13 protein-coding genes are annotated in these 18,449 nt (G+C 61.0%); 6 read left to right on the top strand and 7 right to left on the bottom strand.

The genetic code is table 11. The annotated features are described in order from the left end of the window. Positions 1–227 precede the first annotated feature (227 nt). The 6 genes from VSP_RS40200 to VSP_RS28975 all read right to left on the bottom strand — a co-directional run bounded on the left by VSP_RS40200 (position 228) and on the right by VSP_RS28975 (position 7,662). Complete coding sequence (locus VSP_RS40200) at positions 228–998, bottom strand: peptidylprolyl isomerase (protein ID WP_009965136.1); 771 nt, start codon at positions 996–998, stop codon at positions 228–230. 160 nt (positions 999–1,158) lie between these two features. Next, entirely contained in the window at positions 1,159–1,506 is a 348-nt protein-coding gene (locus VSP_RS28995) for a hypothetical protein (RefSeq protein ID WP_009965135.1), read from the bottom strand. Beyond that, positions 1,503–2,447, bottom strand: coding sequence for a CAF17-like 4Fe-4S cluster assembly/insertion protein YgfZ (gene ygfZ, locus VSP_RS28990; protein WP_009965134.1), 945 nt, complete (start codon positions 2,445–2,447; stop codon positions 1,503–1,505). The genes VSP_RS28995 and ygfZ overlap by 4 nt, the downstream gene beginning before the upstream one ends. Before the next feature lie 2 nt (positions 2,448–2,449). Continuing rightward, positions 2,450–5,494 carry an NAD(P)-binding domain-containing protein gene (locus VSP_RS28985; RefSeq protein ID WP_009965132.1) on the bottom strand — a complete coding sequence of 1,015 codons (3,045 nt, stop codon included), beginning with the start codon at positions 5,492–5,494 and terminating at the stop codon, positions 2,450–2,452. Positions 5,495–5,553: 59 nt separating this feature from the next. Continuing rightward, positions 5,554–6,609: a peptidylprolyl isomerase gene (locus tag VSP_RS40195; protein ID WP_009965131.1), complete on the bottom strand. Its 1,056-nt coding sequence runs from the start codon at positions 6,607–6,609 to the stop codon at positions 5,554–5,556. 45 nt (positions 6,610–6,654) lie between these two features. Further along, positions 6,655–7,662, bottom strand: coding sequence for an ATP-dependent Clp protease proteolytic subunit (locus tag VSP_RS28975; RefSeq protein WP_009965130.1), 1,008 nt, complete (start codon positions 7,660–7,662; stop codon positions 6,655–6,657). Positions 7,663–7,821: 159 nt separating this feature from the next. Between VSP_RS28975 and VSP_RS28970 the strand changes: the two genes are divergently transcribed. From VSP_RS28970 to VSP_RS37895, 6 genes are all read left to right on the top strand, one after another. Beyond that, positions 7,822–11,574: a PVC-type heme-binding CxxCH protein gene (locus tag VSP_RS28970; RefSeq protein ID WP_009965129.1), complete on the top strand. Its 3,753-nt coding sequence runs from the start codon at positions 7,822–7,824 to the stop codon at positions 11,572–11,574. Positions 11,575–11,751: 177 nt separating this feature from the next. Continuing rightward, positions 11,752–12,669: an ABC transporter permease gene (locus VSP_RS28965; protein WP_009965128.1), complete on the top strand. Its 918-nt coding sequence runs from the start codon at positions 11,752–11,754 to the stop codon at positions 12,667–12,669. Further along, positions 12,662–13,654 carry an ABC transporter permease gene (locus VSP_RS28960; RefSeq protein ID WP_009965127.1) on the top strand — a complete coding sequence of 331 codons (993 nt, stop codon included), beginning with the start codon at positions 12,662–12,664 and terminating at the stop codon, positions 13,652–13,654. Before VSP_RS28965 ends, VSP_RS28960 begins: the two co-directional genes overlap by 8 nt. Before the next feature lie 89 nt (positions 13,655–13,743). Continuing rightward, the gene (locus tag VSP_RS28955) at positions 13,744–14,109 is read left to right on the top strand and encodes a hypothetical protein (RefSeq protein ID WP_157211122.1); all 366 of its coding nucleotides are present in this window, start codon (positions 13,744–13,746) and stop codon (positions 14,107–14,109) included. 24 nt (positions 14,110–14,133) lie between these two features. Beyond that, entirely contained in the window at positions 14,134–15,129 is a 996-nt protein-coding gene (locus VSP_RS28950; protein WP_009965124.1) for an endonuclease/exonuclease/phosphatase family protein, read from the top strand. Positions 15,130–15,178: 49 nt separating this feature from the next. Further along, positions 15,179–17,980 carry a zinc-dependent metalloprotease gene (locus VSP_RS37895; RefSeq protein ID WP_198141254.1) on the top strand — a complete coding sequence of 934 codons (2,802 nt, stop codon included), beginning with the start codon at positions 15,179–15,181 and terminating at the stop codon, positions 17,978–17,980. A gap of 101 nt (positions 17,981–18,081) precedes the next feature. Here the strand turns inward: VSP_RS37895 and VSP_RS37890 are convergent, their stop codons facing one another. After that, a complete protein-coding gene (locus VSP_RS37890) occupies positions 18,082–18,423 on the bottom strand; it encodes a DUF4282 domain-containing protein (RefSeq protein ID WP_009965122.1) in 342 nt (113 codons plus the stop codon). Positions 18,424–18,449 lie beyond the last annotated feature (26 nt).

Genomic DNA, 18,449 nt, shown 5'->3' with positions numbered 1-18,449 from the left:
TGAAGTAGAAAGCCGGGTGGTGCGAATCACCCGCAGTGTGGAGTTTAGGGTAATCTCAAAGTCAATCAAAAGGGGGCAGCTTTGGCAAGCATGTAAACAGACGGATCGGCAAACTCAGGGGAGAACCGCCCTTTTGGCGAAATGGAGACAACAAAAGAAAAAGGGCAGTGGAGACGCTGTGGCTCCACTGCCCGAAAGGTCAGTATAAAATACGTTCCCCGTGAAGCTTACCAGACGCGTTCCAGGAACTTTTCGAAGGGGCTCTTAAGCGAGTCCGGCTTGGTCTTGCCACGCTTGCCTTTGTTGGCGCTGCTGGAGGCCATGGCCACCACGGGGCCCTTCTGGTCCACCACTTTGATGCTCTTGATCTCGGCGCGCTCCAGCGGGCAGTCGTTGGAGTCCGTGGCCACCTTGGAGAGTTCCTTCAGATCATCCAGGCCCACGACCACTTTGCCAAAGACGCTGTACTGGCCGTTGAGGCTGCTCATGTCACCCACGGCAAAGTAGAACTGGGTGCCGTTGGACTTGCGATTGGGGTTCACTTTGTCACCGCGGCGGGCCATGGCGACGGAGCCGACCGTGTGCGGAAGCTTGAACTCACCGGGAATGGTGTACTCCTCACCCAGGCCCCATTGGTCCCGCTGGTCCTTGTCCTTGCTGGTGGGGTCCCCGGTCTGGACCAAGTAGCCATCCACGGCGCGGTGGAAAGCCTGGCCGTTGTAGGTGCCCTTGTTCACGTTGTCCACGAAGTTTTGGACGGTGACCGGGGAGTCGTTCGGAAGGAGTTCAAACACGATCTGTCGTTCCTCACCACCGAAGATGACTTTCATCACCGCCAGCTTGTGAGACTCTTCCACAAGGTTCTGCGCTTCGGCAGGAAGTTGCTTTTTGACTGCGGCGACCGGCTTGGACGAGGCAGTTGCTGCAGGTTGCTCAGCATGGACGGCAGGCAGGGCAAGGAACGTGGCCAGGAACAGGCAGCGGAAGGACAACTTCATGGGGACGACTTGGGGTGCGGGTTATGCGTAGCGTGGTTAGCCTCGATTGGCCTTTTGTGCGAGCGGTTTTACGCGTGAATCTGCGTAGAGGTGCGTCGCGAGGGGGGGAGGGGCGCTCCTGGAGTGAAGAAACCCAAGGAGGAGCACGCTTCAGGCCGGATCAGCGCAGTTTCTGAATGGTGGCCTGATCCACGGTGGGCGCTTCCGTGGGGATGGGCTCTTGAAGCTGGGGGGCAGGGGCGGGTGCAGCGGGAGCAAATTCAGGCTCCGCACTGTAGGTGGGATTCGGTGTCGGCACGGTATTTTCCGGCAGATCGCCGGGTTCCATGGGCCGCAGACGTGGCTTCACGATCCGGGGTTTCATGCCCCACTGGCTCTCCATACGGGTGACTTCATCGGCGTCGGGATTCGTGATCACCGAGCCACCAGCCGGGCCCGTGGATTCACAAGATGCCAGCACAAGGGTGGAAAGGGCCAGAGCCGGGAGCAGCGCAAGATTCCAGTTCATGAGATGAGAATATCAACTTCGAAAGTTATCCTAGGCGGCTCTTCGAACGCAAGCAATAGTGAATGAGCAGACGCAAACGCCTGTTTCACATATCCCAGACCGACCGGAAGACCGTGTCCTGGATGCAGGGTGGCGCTGGTCACATGGCCCACCTTGGTCAAGATGCCGTCCTCCTTCTGGTGAAATAGCAGGGCTCCGGCTGGGAAGAGGGCGGCGGCATCGCCGTTCCCTTGCAGCCGCACCAGACTCTGAGGCATCTTTCCAGTGGTCTTGATGCGCGAGAGAATTTCCTGCCCAATGTAGCAACCCTTCGCGTAGTCCATGCCCCGCTCTTGAAGACCTGCTTCAGGTGGGAACGCCTCTGGGTTGAGCTCATTTGGCCAGCGGGGCACTCCGGCGCAGATTCGCCAGGTCTCCAGTTCTTCGGATGTGAGCGGAGGGCGCATCCCTTCTGCCAGAGGCGGATCTCCGGCCGCCACGGGCCACCAGAGGTCCACGCCTTCCAGGCCAAAGCGCCAGGCAGCGGCGCGATGCGCGCTCTCTGGCAGTGCCATTTCGTGATACTGGGTGGCCTCTTCACCGAAGGCATGCCAGAGCTGCCACTCTTCGGTCACGTCCAGCAGTTCCACGTCATCGGCAATAATGTAACGTTCCAGCCGCAGGCTGAGGGGCTCTCGCAGACCGGGTTCGGCATCCACCACGAGGACCGGGTCGTCACCGATCGCACTGGCGTGGATGAAAATATCTCCCTCTACCCGGCCTTTGAGATTGGTCACGCAGGCATAGACGGACCGGGTTTCAGTGGCGGCCCTGACGTTGTTGGTCACCTGCCCGTTCAGGTAGCGCACCCGGTCGGCTCCACGGAGGAGCCACTTGGACCGGGCGCTCAGGTTGACGTATCCGCCTTGCTGCGAAATTTCCTCGAAGCGTTCTTTGGTCATGTTCAAGCTTGGGGCGGGGCTTTGCGATCCGCGGGAACAGCCGCCTCAGGTGAGCCCGGGGTCTCTGGCTCCTTTTTTTCCGGCTGGCTTGGGTCCCCCTTGCGTGAGGACTTGCCCTTTTCAGAGGCCTCTGTGTCCGCCAGAGACGCGGTAGCTTTAACCGCCGCGGGTGCTGGCGCAGGATTAGGGGCAGGGGCTGGCCCGCTGGCGGGTCCCTCGGCGGGCAATGGCGGCGCAGGTGCCAGGTTGGGGACGATGAAACCGCGGGTGCCTTCCAGACGGGTCTGAGGTGGAGTGATGGGGGGCGGTGCTGCGACCGGCTCTTTGGTCTCGGGCAGGGCAACCGTACGTTCCGGGATTTTCGGAAAGGCGGAGAGCTTTGCGTTGACCTCACGGGCAATGTCCTCCAGCGACTTGCTTGCGTCGAAGGCGGGCACGGCGGGCTCAGGTTCAGTCTTGGCGGAGACTTCCGATTTAGGAGCAAGCTCAACCACAGAGGGGGTGTCTGCGGGGGGGGGCTTTGGAGCGTCCGGTTCGGTTTTTGCCCGGGCTGGTTTCTCCTCCGCAGGAGTCGGGGTTGTTTCGACCTCAACAGGTTGGGAAACAGGCTCGCTGACCGTTGGAGCCGGAGAGCCCGCAGAGGCAGGGGCGATCTCTGCAATAGCAGGCGTTGGCTCTGCCGTTTTCTCGGGAGCCACAACCGGGTTTACGGGAGGCGGGGCCAACTTTCCTTTCTCCTTTTCATCAGAAGGAGGAGGAGGAGCGGCGACCGCGGTGATGGCCGCCGGCCCGTCGATATCGTCATCCCCATCGTCTGCGTCCGTGTCACTTAGCAACTTGGCCACCAGTGTGGTGGCAGGGGCCGCGGGGTTCTTGGGGCGCAAGGTCTTGACTGGCCTGATGGGTGGTGGCGGCAGTTTGGTCGGGGGGAGGGCAGGTTTCTCGGAGTCGGTCGAAGTCGCTTTGACTTCTCTGGACTCCGTGGCCAGCACGGCGGCGAGAGAGCCGCCCGAAGATTTGGCGGTCGGTGGTGAGCTCTGAGTCTTGTCCTTCTCCTTGGCGGCCTCCTTGGGTTTGTCTTGGCCCTTGTCCTTCCCGGTGACCGCTGGGGCGGCTGGCAAAGGTGTTGCTGCGCTTACAGGATCGGGTGTTTTGACGTCTTTCGCCACAGGCGGTGTCGCCTGATCTTGTTTGTCCTTTTTGCCCCTGCCAGTGATTCCTCGGAAGAGGCGGCTGACAAAGGAGGGCTGTTTGACTGCTGGGGCGACTTCGGTCTGGGCTGGGGCAGAGCTGGGTTTCTCAACTTTGGACGAGTCTGCTGTGCCCTCGGCCAACTTGCTGTCTGGGATGTCCTCGGTCTTGTCTGAGCCGGGGGCGGAGGGCTTCAGCCCAGCCTTGGCAATGGCAGGAGGTTTAGGAAGACCGGAAGGAGTCGGCGCATCTGGCTCCGCCTTTTTCTCATCAGAATCCCTGGCGGTTTTCTGGGCCTTTTCGGCAGCGCTTTTTTCACCCTCTTTCTTCTCGGCAGGAGCATCTCCCGCCACCTTGATCTCAGGAACGTCCTTCTCTTTTTTCTCGTCCTTTTGCTGGTCTTTGGTTTCCGCGGTGGCGGTGCTTGCGTCTTTGCTTTCGGAGATTTCTTTTTCAGCAGGAGCCTTTTCGGCATCCTTGGTGATGGTTGCAGGGAGTTCGGATGACGGCTCAGGTGCAGCTTTGTCTTTTGCGGCTTCGTCTTTCTTGGCAAGGGAAGGCGCGTCGGCTGAGGCGGATGTGGGTGCCAGGGGCTTGAGGGGAGACTCCTTGGGTTTCTCTGCTGCGGCATCCGCAGGAGGTGTCACCTTGCCAGCCTCCTCTGTCTTCACGGCGTCCGCCTCCGCCTTCTTCTTTTCAGTTTCCAGTGGCGGTGTCTCCGCGGCTGGCGTGGGCTCAGCTGGCGTGGGCTCAGCTGGTGTGGGCTCAGCTGGTGTGGGCTCAGCTGGTGTGGGCTCAGCTGGTGTGGGCTCAGCTGGTGTGGGCTCAGCTGGTGTGGGCTCAGCTGGTGTGGGCTCAGCTGGTGTGGGCTCAGCTGGCGTGGGCTCAGCTGGCGTGGGCTCTACTGGCGTGGGCTCTACTGGTGCGGCCTCTACTGGTGTGGGCGGCGGCACGGCAGCGGCTTCTTTGGCCTTGAACCGGGCTGCCCGTTCTTCGACGGCGCGAAGCATGGGGGCGAAGTTTTCCAGCACCACGGAGTAGTCAAACTCACCCTGCCCGCTCCGCACCCCTCGGTCCATGGCCAAGGCGGAGGCATTCAGCACGGGCAGGGCCAGGCCCTTCTCGTCCGCAATCGCCTGGGCGTAGCGGGCGTCCTTGAGCATGTTCTTCAGGGAGAAATGCGGGGCGTAACTGCGGGCTGCCATGGTGGGCAGCTTCATGGTGAGCAGGGCGGAGGAGTTCGCGTTGTCAGCCAGCGCTTCCTGCAGCTTGGAAACATCAATGCCTTCAGCCTTGGTGATGGCCATGGCTTCAGCGAGTGCTTCGATCACTGCGGCGCTGATGAGGTTGGTCGCGATTTTGAGCACGGTGGCGTCGCCCGCCTTCCCCAGGGTGATGATTTTCTTGCCGCTGGTTTCCAGGACTTTTCGGGCGCGATCCAGGGGTGCCTGATCGCCGCCAATATAATAAACAAGCTGGCCCTTCTCTGCCGCCGTCTTGCTGCCGGTAAAAGGGGCGTCCAGGAAGGCTGCCCCCACGCTGTCGGCGATGGCCACGGCCCGGCGAATGCCCCAGGAGTTGACCGTGGAATGGCAGAGCACCACATGATCCGGCGTCAGGGCCGTTTTCATGTCTTCCATCACCGCTACGAGTGCCTCGGCATCACGTACGAAAATCTGAATCACTTGGGCGACTTCCGCCACCTCGGCAGGGGAGGCCATGAAGTTTGGCTCAGGCTTGATGGAGCGGTTCCAGACATACACGTTGAAGTCCGCATTGCGCAGGCGCTCGGCCACCCGGCTTCCGATGATGCCAAGGCCGATGACGCCCACGCTGTTATTTTTGCTGCCAAACATGGCGCTAGAGTAGGCGGACTGCTGGAATACGCAATGAGGTTGCGCAGCGTCGATTGCCCCTAGTTTTCCGGGGCCACGCCGGTCAGGCGGTCCAGGTGCTTTTCCACGGGAATGAGCTTCAGGATCTCCTCCTTCAACTTGGCGGATTCGGCGCTGCGCCGGACGGAGGTGAGATGGGCGGCGACTTCGGCCTGTGCTTCCTCCAACGTGGCGGGGCGGGCGGGGCGCTTCGCATGGACCAAGACGATGTGCCAACCAAGTTCCGTGCGGAAAGGGGCGCTAAGCTCCCCAACCTTCTGGGCAAAGGCCTTTTCCGCGAAGTTGGCAGGCACCCGGTCGCGACTGAACCAGCCCAGACTTCCGCCTAGCTTGTTGCTGCGACCATCTTCGGAGACCTCACCCGCCAGTGCGGAGAGTGTGGTCTCGCCTGCGATGATGCGACGATGATACGCGGTGATTTCTGCGGTGCGGTCTGGCTTGTCCTTATCGTGACCGCTTAGAAAGACATGGCTGGCAGAGAGTCGCTCTGGGATCTGTACCTCAGTGGCGTGATCGCGGAGCCATGCCTTGATCTCATCGGGCGTCACCCTGGCCATCCGGCGACTCATCTCGGCGTCGAACGCCAGGCGTTGCCGGGTTTCCTCTTCCACCCAAGCCTGTAGCTGGGCTTCATTCATCTGCTGGAGTTTGGAACGCTGCCGCCAGGAGTCAGGGATCTCGAACTGTTTGATGAAGGTTTGCAGGGCATCCTCCGCTGCTGTCGGGTGCTCATTCCCTGGCTGGGTGAGCGCCCAAAGATGAAGTGCATGCGAGCTCACCAGGCTGTCGAGCGCTTCAAGGCGGCGTTGCTGCTGAAGCTGGGGAGACAGCGACTCCCAGGTCTCACTGCGCCGCCAGAGCAGGGATCTCAAGGCCTCGGCAACCTGATGGCGGGTGATCTCTTGTGTGGCAGTGGCCGGTCCTACTCGCGCCACCACCCGCGCCTCGTGCGCCTGGTCCTGTAGATGCCACCAATAGGCCGCTACAGAGGCGATCAGAGCCACCATCACCAGCGCCACGGGCCAGGAAAGCCCATGGGCTGGCAAGGCGGACCGAGGGCAGGTGTGGGGCTTCATGCCAGGAGGAGTGGGTGACGAGTGGCCCCGGGGAGTGCTCTTAACTTAGCGAATGTGGAAGCGGGTCGTGCGCAATTTGCCGGCCACCATGGTGTTTTTGTTCCAGGCGCTCTGGTCATTGAGCGGCACCCAGCGCCTTTCGTTTTCACGGTAGTGCCAGTCCTTGTCGTTCTGGAAGTTAAAGCTCACACCCTTGCCCTCGATGATGTTGAGGATCTCATGGTCGTGGTAGTTCTTCTCGTCGAAGTCCGTGATGGCCTGCTGCCCCATTTCTGAGTAGCGCTCGCTCAGGCTCACCAGCAGATCGTTCAGCTCGGGATCCAGCTCGGTGACCTTCAGGCCGACGCGTTTGGCTTCGCGCAACATGATCGGATAGCCGTGGCTGGGGTAGGCGGAGTTGAGGTGCTTGCTGATGCGCTCCCGCTCGGTCGCGTCCTTTAAATGATAAGAGAGGATCTCCTCACAGATCTTGATGGACAGGGAGCTGGCGCGGTCGATCGCCCCAAACACGAGCGGGTGCACGTGATCGTAGAGATTCTTGTAGGGGTTGGTGTCGCCGGCCTGGGAGGACTCGCGCCACAGGCGCAGCACGCGGTTCAGCTCGTCCTGGCTCACGGCCACCGCGTAGTTGTTACGGTCCACCGGGGAGAGCGCGTGGGTGAGGGAGGTGTCCACCGCGGTGAGATAGGCCAGGGGGCCCATCTTGATCTCATCGGCACCGATCGCCATCATCGTGGCAGCGCTGGCGCACTCCAGCGGCACCAGGGCGGTGATCTTGGTGGCGTACTGGCGCAGCAGGTTCACGATGCGGAGGGCAGCCTGCCCGTTGCCGCCGTTGGACTTGATGAAAAGATAGAGATGCTTCTGGTGACCGAGGTTCTTCAGCACTTCGAAGAAGGCCGCCACGTCGTTGTGGCACACAGAACCATTGCCGCTGGACCAGTAGGCGATGAAGGGGCCGTCCAGTTTCTTTTCCACCCGGGTGATGATTCGCTGAGTTTCCGGGTAAAGAATCGGGGGCTTGTTGATCTTGATCGTCCGCTTTTTCTGCATGGGAGGACGTTGGAGAGAATTTTCACTGTCACAAGGTGCATCTTGGGCAGTGGGGCAAAGGGGAGTACGCCTTGAACCTTGACGACCGATTCGTCATAAAAGTTGTCCGCCAGATCCCAGGCCGTTTTTCGTAGCATTCGACCACGCATCTTCCTTCCCATGAGAACTCCCACCCTTTTCCTGTCGCTCCTCGCCCTGGGGCTCGTGGGGACCGCCTCAGCCCAAACCGCCAGCAAAGAGCTGGTGGGCGAGCGCGCTCCCGCGAACTCCATCTGTCCCACCCCTGAGGAGGCGCAGAAGAAAATGACTGTGCCGCCCGGGTATGAGGTGCGGTGTTTTGCCCACGAACCGATGATTGAGAATCCCGTGGGCATGGCCTGGGATCCCAAGGGGCGGCTCTGGGTGGTGGAGCTCTACGAATACCCGGAAGGCTCCACGGCCCCTGCGCCCTTCGGTGGCGAGGCCAAGGATGATCTCTATCACCCCATGCCGGATCTCAAGGGGCCGATTCCGCGAGATCGCGTGGTCATTCTGGAAGACACAGACAATGATGGCGTGGCCGACAAGCGTACAGTGTTCCTGGAGGGCCTCAATCTCGCCTGCGGTATTCTCTATGGGGACAACGGCGTGTACATCGGCCAGCAGCCGCATCTTCTCCACTTCCGGGACAACGACGGCGATGACAAACCGGATGAATGGCGCGTCGTGTTGACCGGCTTTGGCCGCGAGGACACGCACGAGCTGCTGAACTCCTTCTCCTGGGGGCCGGATGGCTGGCTCTACATGACGCACGGGGTGTTCACCCACTCCAAGGTGCGCCGCCCGGGAGATCCCAAGGATCAGGGGGTGGTGTTCAACGCTGGCATCGGGCGGTGCAAGCCGGTGGAATCCTGGGCTTCTGACGCGCATTACAAGTCCAAGGCTGCTCCGTGGATGTTTGAGGTGTATGCAGACGGAACCAGCAACCCTTGGGGATGTGATTTTGACGCTGCGGGCAATCACTTCGTCAGCGCCTGCGTCATCGATCACTTGTTTCATATGTCCCCGGGTGGGCTCTATGTCCGTCAGGGTGGAGCGCCGGAGAATCCGTACTCGTACGAGCTGCTGCCCAGCATCGTGAACTTCAAGCACTTCCGCGCCGCTTACGCGGGCATTCAGATTTATCAAGGGGGCCGCTATCCCGCTGATGCGAACGGGCACCTGTTCATCGGCAACATCCATGACAACGCCATTCATGAGGAAGTGGTGAACCCGATGGGGGCCAGCTTCAAGGCCGCCCCGGTGCGCGACTTCCTGCGGGCCAATGACGGGTGGTTCCGCCCCGTGAGTACGAAGACGGGGCCGGATGGGTTCCTCTGGGTGATGGACTGGTGCGACAAGTACCCTTGCTATCAGAATGCCAAGGCCAATCCCGAAGGCGTGGACCGCGCCCGTGGTCGTATCTGGCGGGTGGTGTACACCGGAAAGGATGATCCCGCGCTGGCCAAGGCCGGCGTGGGTTCGAGGGAATCAAAGGACCTGAATCTGGAGAAGCTGGGCACGCCGGAACTGGTGAAGCTCATGGGTCACAGCAACAACTGGGTGCGGCGCACGGCCCGCCGCTGTTTGGAGGAGCTGAATGATCGCGCTGCGGCACCCCTTCTTCTTGAGCTTTTCAAAACCTCCAGGGAACCCAGCACCCGGATGGAGGCGCTGTGGGCCCTCAATGCCGGCGGCGTGAGAGATTTTCAGCAGATTCTGGAAGCCATTAAACTTGCGGCGACGGATGCCGATCCGGCGTTGCGCATCTGGGCGGCCCGACTCACGGGAGAGACGCCAGACAACATGCTGCACTACGGAGTGGAGTATGTCCGTGAAGGGCAGAGTGTGAAGCGGCACTTCTATCCCATCCTGGAAAAGCTGGCTTCTGATGCCGATCCCACGGTCCGAAAAGCTGCGGCAGTGGCCCTAAGAGGGGTGATGGTGGAGAAGTACTTTATGCCAACTCCTCTGGGGCGTACCAGTCGTCTCCCAGAACCAAACGTGAAGGCACTGGAACGCGAACTTTATCCTTTACCGTTCTCTTACGCGATTGGGGATCTCGACCCTGTGGCGCTCGAAAACCTCCTGAAATCCAGCGGCGCAGAGAACGACCGTCTCATCGCCTTCCATCTCTGGATGGCTCTCGAGCCCAACCTCTCCGCGAAGCCGGACAAGTGGGTGCCATGGCTGGCCACGGTGGCTCCGGCTTCCCAGCCCATGTCGCGCACGCTGGCATACAAGGCCATGCGCCGTCTGTCAGACACACGAGATGCAAAGAACATGGATCTCGCGCTGCAGTTCGCCGCCAGACTGGAGGGTGAAGAGGCCCTTCTCGCCACCACGCTCGACGGCTTGGTGAAGGGCCAGGAGAGTGGTGTGCTGAAACCCACGGCCGATCCCTCCGCGCAGCTCGCAGCGTGGCGCGCCAGCAAGAACGGAGAGGTGCGCAAGCAGGCTCACAACCTGGCGGTGCTCTGGGGTGACAAGGCCGCGGTGGCCGAGACGATGACGCTGGTGCTCAATGACAAGACCCCGCTGCAACAGCGCATCGATGCGCTGCAAGTGGCGCGCAAGGCCGGTGGTGTCGCCATCCTGGACGGGCTTCAATCGCTCGTGAAGTCGGACGTTCCCGAGCCGCTGCTGCTGGAAGCCGTACGCACCACGGCGGAGGCGGGTGGTGAGGCCATGCCTGCCCTGCTCTTGCAGCGTTGGGCCAAAGGCAGCCCGGCGGTGCGCACTGCTATTTCCCAAACCCTGACGAGCCGCCCGCAATGGGCCGCCTTGCTGCTGGATGCGGTGAAGGACCATCGTGTGGCCCGTGCCGATGTACCGGTGATTGTGAGCCGCTTCTTCGCCACTCAGAAGGATGCGGCATTGAAGAGGCGGGCGGAAGAGTTGCTGGGCGTCTGGCGTGAATCCAATGCGGACGTCAAGGCCCTCATCGCTGCCAAGCGCAAAGCGAGCCTGGAAGGGGAGCCGGATCTGGCGGCTGGCAAGCTCATGTTCCAGGCCACCTGTGCCACCTGCCATGAGTTCTTCGGCGGTGGTCAAAAGGTTGGGCCGGAACTGATTGGCAGTGGTCGCAGCAACCTCGATGCGCTGCTGTCCAATGTGATCGATCCCAACCAGATCATCGGCAATGGCTATGAAGCGGTGAACGTGACCACCAAGGACAACCGCACGGTGAGCGGCCGCGTGGTGGAGGACACGCCCTCCCATGTGAAGGTGCTGGCCATCGGCGGTGCAGAGCAGATCGTGCCGCGGGATCAGGTGGCCAAGGTGGAGAACACTCACCAGAGCCTCATGCCCATGGGGTTCGGCGCGCTGCCGGATGATGCCTTCCGCAACCTCATCTGGTACATCCTGGCTCCACCAGAAGAGGGGCCGCTGACCAGGGAGAAGAAGATCGCCCTCAGCACCAACATGGACGCCCCGGTGGCGAAGAAGCCCTCCGGCGGAACTAACTGGCGGGCCATCGACTGGGAGAGCGTGTCTCTGTGGAATCCGGATTGGAAGGTCTCGGCACCGGACTTCGAGCGGACCCCGGTGAAGCTGCCAGAGTACCAGGGGCGGAAGAATGTGCTCCTCATGCACCCGTTTGCGGAGAACAAACCCGCCACTCTGGAGCGCAAGGTCAAGCTGGCCCCGGGTAAACCGCACAAGCTCACCGTGGTGGTGGCGTCCCATGATCAGGGCGACTGGGAGCTCCGCATCAAGGTGGGGGACAAGGTCATCAAGAAGCAGGTCATCGGCCACGATGGCGACCGCTGGAAGACCGTCGCCGCCGACCTCAGTGAATTCGCCGGCCAGGAAGTGGATGTGAAGCTCGAAGGTGCCGCCACCGGCTGGGCCTGGGAGTTTGGCTACTGGGGCGGCATTACTCTCGAGTAGCGGCAGAAAATCAGGAATTCTGAATTAGGAATGATGAATTGAGGGCAATGCACCAAACGGCGGAGCTCTTGATTCTGGGCAGGGTGTTGGCTGTTCATTCCTCATTCCAAATTCAGAATTTATCATTTCCAGTTTGCCTCTTGCCCTTGAGCGCTGTCGCGCCTAAGTCGGGGGCCGATGTTCGCGTTCATCCTCCGCCGATTCCTCAGCAGCCTCGTGGTGCTGGGGTTCGTGGTGTCGTTGACGTTTTTGCTGTCCATCTCCCAGAAGGGCGGACCGTTTGAGAGGGAGAAACTCACCGCGGCGGCCAAGGCGGAGCGGGAAAAGAATGCGGAACTGGATGGTCCCAAGTGGTGGCAGTTGGCGCGCTATGTGAAGCGCCTGCTGAAAGGGGACCTCAATGTTTCGCTGCGGTATCAGAATCTTTCTGTGGCGGAAGTTCTGGGGCAGAAGCTGCCCAACTCTCTGATACTGGGTGGCAGTGCCTTTGTCATCGCCGCCGTGGGCGGTGTGTCGATGGGGTTTCTGGCGGCGATGCGCAAGGACTCGGCGCTGGACGTCACCAGCATGTTCTTAGCCCTTGCGGCCATCAGCATTCCGTCCTTCATCACCGGGCCGCTCTTTGTGGCTTTGTTCGGCCTGAAGCTAGGCTGGCTGCCCATCGGGGGCTTTGGCACGATCGCACAGCTCATCATGCCATCGATTTGTCTGGCGCTGCCGTTTCTGGCTTATGTGGCCCGCCTGACTCGGAACAGCCTGCTGGATGTGAAGTCGCAGAACTACATGCGCACGGCCAAGGCAAAGGGACTGGATGACGCGACCGCCCTGGCCCGGCATGGGATGAAGGTGGCGATTCTGCCTGTCGTCACCTACCTCGGGCCCATGGCCGCGTATGTGCTCACAGGCTCCTTCGTGGTGGAGAGTGTCTTCAACATTTCCGGACTGGGCATGGTGTTTGTGAATGCCATTCAGAATACGGACCCTTTCCTGCTGACGGGGGCGGTGGTGGTGTACTCCGCCCTGCTGGTATTCTTTAACTTCGTGGTGGACGTCATGTACACGTTCCTCGACAAACGCATCCAGTTGCATGCCTGACGCTGCTGCGACCCCTCATCGATGGGCAGGCTCGCCGCCGAATGGCTGGCAGGTGCTGCGACGCAATCGCGTGGCCATGCTCTGCTTCTGGTACCTGTTGGGGGTGGCGCTGACGGCGATTTTTGTGCCGGCGTTTCTGCCAGCGGAGGTGAAGATGGTGAGCGAGTCTTCCTATGTGCCGCCGTCCTGGTGTGATGGGGGCATGTCGAGGCACCTCTTGGGCACGGATGTGAACGGGCAGGATCTTTTCTACCGTCTGCTCACAGGGGCCCGGGTGAGTCTGGGGGTGGGATTGGTGGCAGCATTGGTGAGCCTCATCATTGGCGGCACCTACGGCATGATCAGCGGCTATGCCGGGGGGCGGGTGGACGGCGGCATGATGCGTCTGGTGGACATCTTGAACTCGGTGCCCAGCCTGCTCTTTGTGATGATCTTCATCGCGGCATTTGATGGTTATTTCACTGATGCCCTGGACGGTCTGCGCCTCTGGGGTCAGCGGGAGAAATGGGGCTGGTTGGAAGCCTGGGCTGGAGCGATGATCCCGTACAAGCGGATCTTCCTCCTGGTGCTCTCCCTGGGGTTCATCCAGTGGCTCACCATGGCTCGCATTGTCCGTGGCCAGGTGCTGGTGCTGAAGGAACTGGCGTTCGTGACTGCCAGCCGTGCCATGGGGCAGAAGGGCTGGTCCATCATCTGGAAGCATCTCTGGCCCAACCTTAGCACCATTGTGCTGACCTATCTGACCCTGACCATTCCGGCGGTGATCCGGGACGAGAGCTTCCTCAGTTTCCTCGGCCTGGGCATCGAGGATCCGGCGGCCAGTTGGGGCTCGCTGCTCAAGGATGGGGCGCAGGTCATCAATCCGCTCGACAGCAAGTGGTGGCTGCTCGCCTTCCCTGCAGGCTTGATGTCCACCTCATTGCTCGCGCTAAATTTCCTCGGTGACGGGCTGCGGGACGCCTTCGATCCGCGTTCTTCAGATTGAGAAGATGTTCATCTTTCACATGCAACTCGGTTGACACCGTGGAGCACCCCATGCAGCTTCCCTTCCGTTGCACAAACCAAGGCAAAGCCATGGGTACACGAGCGAACCAACGGAAGGCAAAAGCGGCGAGCGGGGGCAGTGTTGTCACCCGGATGTGTTCCATCAGCACTACTGGCGTGATCTTCGCCAGCAGTCGGGCCTTGGAAGTCTCTTCAGAACTTGCCCTCTCGATCCAGACGGATCTGCTTGGGCTTCATCGTGAATGGAGTGTGCAGGGGTGGGTGATCGAATGCACCCCGCTGGATGTGAGCGAGGCGGAACCTGAGTTCCAGGTCACCTTGTTGTTTTCTGAAATCCCCGCTGGCTTGCAGCAGTTGTTGCTGCTGACGGAAAGTGAAAAGGGCGGGCGTGCCTATCCCGTGGTGAGGGATGCGGAGATCTTTGGGCTGAACTGACCCAGTGAATCCCGCTCTGCGGAAATGAAAGTGCGAGGACTCTTCCGGTTTGTTGTCCGGCACTGGCTGGAGTCGGGATTGTCGGCTGGGCTCGCGGTCACTCTGCTGGGATTTGCGGGACGCTGGCATTGGTATCCAGATCTTTACAATCATCTGCGACCCCAATATGTGGTGGCGTTCGCACTTGGGCTGTTGTTCTGCTTGGGGTTGCGCCGGTGGAAGCTGGTCGGCCTCAGTGCTGCGGGCTTGGCGTTGAACATCGCTGCGCTGTGGCCTCATGCCCGGCCTGCCGCGGCTCCGACGACCGTGGTGGCCAAGGGCTCGACACTGGAAATCGCCACCATCAACCTGCTCCGTCGGAATCAGAATCACGCTGCGCTGGAGACCTTGTTGAGGGATCGCCAGCCGGACGTGGTGGTCCTACAGGAGGTGTCGCCAGGCTGGGCGGAGATGCTGCCTCGTCTGAAGGACCTCTATCCCCACCAGTGGCTGGAGTATCATCGCAAAGGATCGTGGGGCCTGGCCATCCTGAGCCGGGGGGCCTGGGAAAAAGTCGGACTCCACAAGCTGGGGGAGAGCGGGCCCAAGAAGCTTGGGATGGTCGCGGAGTTCGACTTTAAGGGGCAGCCCGTGAGTTTGCTGAATGTGCACGCCCCTCACCCGACCTCAGCGGCTGAGATTGCGGACCGCCATGTCATGCATGAAGAGATCAGGCTGTGGAGCGTGCAGCGTCAGCAGGAGGGGCGCGCGGTGATCGTGGCGGGCGATTTCAACTGCACTCCTTGGGCCTGGCTCTACAAGGACTTCCTGTATCAGACCCATCTGGTGGACACCAGTCAGGGGCGGCTCTTTGAGGCTACCCGGCATGTGTGGCTGCCAGACCGGATCATGATCGATCACGTCTTCGTTTCGTCTGACTGGAAAGTGAGTGGACGGGAGGTGGGGCCTGACTTTGGCTCGGATCATCGACCCGTTTTTGTGAGCCTGGATTGGGATTCTTCTGACCTCGCGGCAAAGTAGTCCTAAAAAACCGCCCCATCGGCGCGTCTTTGGCAATAGCCATTGCAATATGAAATTCTCTCTCCGCCCAGCCGGGATGCTCGCGCTTCCTCTGACTTGTTTGATCATCGCCGTCTGGAGCGCTGCCCAGGAGCCTGCTCCGAAGCCTGCCCCTAACCCTGCCCCGGCTCCCGCGCCAGCGCCCGGTTCTGGTCCCACGCCTGCACCTGCACCAGCGCCCCCTGGCAAGCCTGAACCGGCCCCGACACCTGCGCCTACGCCTGCTCCAACACCGTCCCCAGTACCTGCCAAGCCAGAGGCCAAACCGGAGGTGAAACCCAATCCTGTGGAAGCACCTGCTGCCAAGGTGGAGGAAAAAAGACCTGCGCCCGTGACGGTGGTGCCCGCTCCGCCCAAGAAGAAGACCATCGCCGATGTGACGAAGAACTGCGATGAGATCAAAGGCCTGTTCAACCTGCATCGTGATCGCGAGAATGGGACGGTCTATCTGTTTGTGCGGAAGGACCAGATGGAGCGTGAGTTCATCTACTTCTCCCACACGGTGGAAGGGGTGCTCGCTGCCGGTCACAATCGCGGCCAGTTCCATGATGAGACCGTGTTCGTGATGAAGCGCAGCTACGACAAGGTGGAGTTCATCAAGCAGAACACCGCCTTCTACTTCGACCCCATGCACCCGCTGGCTCGTGCCGCGCAGGCCAACACCAGCCATGCCGTGATGGCGGTTGAGGCTGTGGTGGCGGAGAATACTGAGGGCGTGCTGCTGAATGCCGGTAACCTCTTCCTCAAGGAAACCCTGTTGCAGGTGAAGCCTGGCGGCGGGGAAAAGGCGTTCCTCGGCAAGCTCTCGGACACGAAGACCAAGTTCACCAAGCTGAAGTCCTACCCCAAGAACACGCTCTGCTCGGTGGAGTATGTGTTTGACAATCCGACGCCACCCCGGAACGACGATGACAAACAACTGGGCGATGTGACGGACCCCCGCTATGTGAGCGTGACCATCCAGCACACGCTCATCGCCATGCCGGACAACGGCTACCAGCCCCGTGTGGATGATCCGAGGGTGGGTTATTTCATGACCCAGCTCACGGACCAGACCTCCACGGAGGTGACCCCATGGCGCGACTTCATCCACCGCTGGGACCTCAAAAAGAAGGACCCCAATGCACCGCTGAGCGAGCCCGTGGAGCCCATCGTCTGGTGGATCGAAAACACGACCCCGATCGAGTTCCGTGACACCATCCGTCTCGCCGCCCTCCAGTGGAACAAGTCCTTTGAGAAGATCGGCTTCAAGAATGCCCTCATCATCAAGGAGCAGCCGGATGATGCGGACTGGGATGCGGACGACATCCAGTACAACGTGCTGCGCTGGACCTCCTCGCCCAAGGCCCCCTTCGGCGGCTACGGCCCCAGTTTTGTGAATCCTCGAACCGGACAGATCCTGGGCTCCGACATCATGCTGGAGTTTGTGTTTGTGAAGAACCGCCTCATGGCCCGCCGTCTCTGGAATGAGGTGGGACTGGCCGGGATGGATGCTGCCGAGGGAGGCAACCTCTTTGACAAGAACTCGTGCATGGCCGCCAACGTCATGCAGCAGGGGCTGCTCTTTGGGAACCAGATGATGCGCCTGCGCAAGGCGGATGATGTGGACTTCGATGTGCTGCTCAAGGAAAGCCTCACCCAGCTCATCCTGCACGAGCTTGGCCACACGCTCGGGCTGAACCACAACTTCCGCGCCAGTCATCTGCACTCCCCGGAGGAGCTGCAGAACCGTGCCCTCACGGAGAAGACCGGCTTGAGCGGATCCGTCATGGACTACATGCCGCTGAATCTGGGGCCGGACCGGGCGCGCCAGGGGCAATATTACATCAATGCCCCTGGGCCGTATGATGACTGGGCCATCGAGTACGGCTACAGCGTGGCCGCACCGGAGCCGCAGGAGGAAAGTAAACGCCTCGCCGCCATTGCGGGCCGTTCGCACGAGCCCCAGCTTGCCTTTGCCAATGACGCGGACGACATGCGCGCCAATGGCAAGGCCATCGACCCGCGGGCCATGCTCTTTGACATGAGCAGCGACCCGGTCGCGTATGGCGTGGCCCGTTGTGAACTGGTCAAGCAGGCTACGGGCAAGTTGCTCGCGGACTATCCCACCCAGGGCAAGAGCTGGCAGGAGCTGACCAATGCCTACATCTCCCTCACCTCGGAGTCGAGCAATGCCCTCACGGCCATTTCCCGGTACATTGGTGGCGTGTATGTAGAGCGCGCTTACGTGGGGCAGGTGAAGGACAACCCGCCCTCACCTTTCCGCCCGGTCGAGCTGGAGAAGCAGAAGGCGGCCATGCGGGCCCTGGCCCAATACGGCTTCGGTCCGGAGGCTTGGGTCGCGCCGGAGCAGCTCCTCGCCCACCTTCAGCAGCAGCGTCGTGGGTTTGACTTCCGTGACAACGGGGAGGATCCCAAACTGCATGAGCGCGCCCTCAAGGTCCAGCGTTCCCTGCTGGACCAGCTCATGCACCCGAACACTCAGCACCGCATCCTGGACAGCACGCTTTATGGGAATCGTTATGTCCTCGGTACCATGATGAGCGATCTCACTGCTGCCGTCATGACGGGTGAGGCAGCGGATGCCTCTGTCAGCACCTTGCGTCAGAACCTCCAGCTCGACTATGTGGACCGGCTGCTCAACATCGTGAATGGTCGGGCGTACCAGCCAGCGGTGCAGAGTGTGGCCTTGGTCCAGTTGCGGACCATCCAGGCGCAGTACCAGAAGAACCCTGTGGCAGCGGCCAATCAGGCCCATGCCCAGTTCGTGCTCTATAAGATCGAGCGAGGTTTGGACGACAAGAAGTCGTAGTGGCGCGGGGTGTCGGCGTGACAGGGGGCATCGCCGGTAGAAGCTGTTTGTAGTTCAAACTCTAGTTCGAACTACAAACAGAAATAAAGCGCCGGGGCACCCTACTTCGTCTTCCGGTCAATGCTCTTCAGATGCTCCAGGATCCGGAAAAGGGCCACGACGACCTCGAGGAGGATGCGGGTGAGCAGGGCGTAGAGGATGAAGAGGACGGGGGCGAAGAGCAGGGACGTCATGCCACCCATGATGCCGCGTTGGAAGGAGTCGAGAGCCCAGCGACCGGTAAAAAGGGCGGCGGCAATGAGGCCGACGATGTAGAGAACATGCGCGATCTTGGGCGTGATCGCGGTCTTGAACGAGAAGTCCATCAGGGCGTCCATCAGTCCGACAGCGTCATGTGACTCGTCGAGGGGGTCTTTTGGCTTGGAGAGTATTTTTTCGTCCATAGTGAGAGTAGAGGAGGGAGTGGTTG

This window comes from Verrucomicrobium spinosum DSM 4136 = JCM 18804 (genome assembly GCF_000172155.1).
Lineage (GTDB): Bacteria > Verrucomicrobiota > Verrucomicrobiia > Verrucomicrobiales > Verrucomicrobiaceae > Verrucomicrobium > Verrucomicrobium spinosum.
Note: the sequence above shows the minus strand (reverse complement) of the source record. Positions and strands in the feature narration are given on the sequence as shown.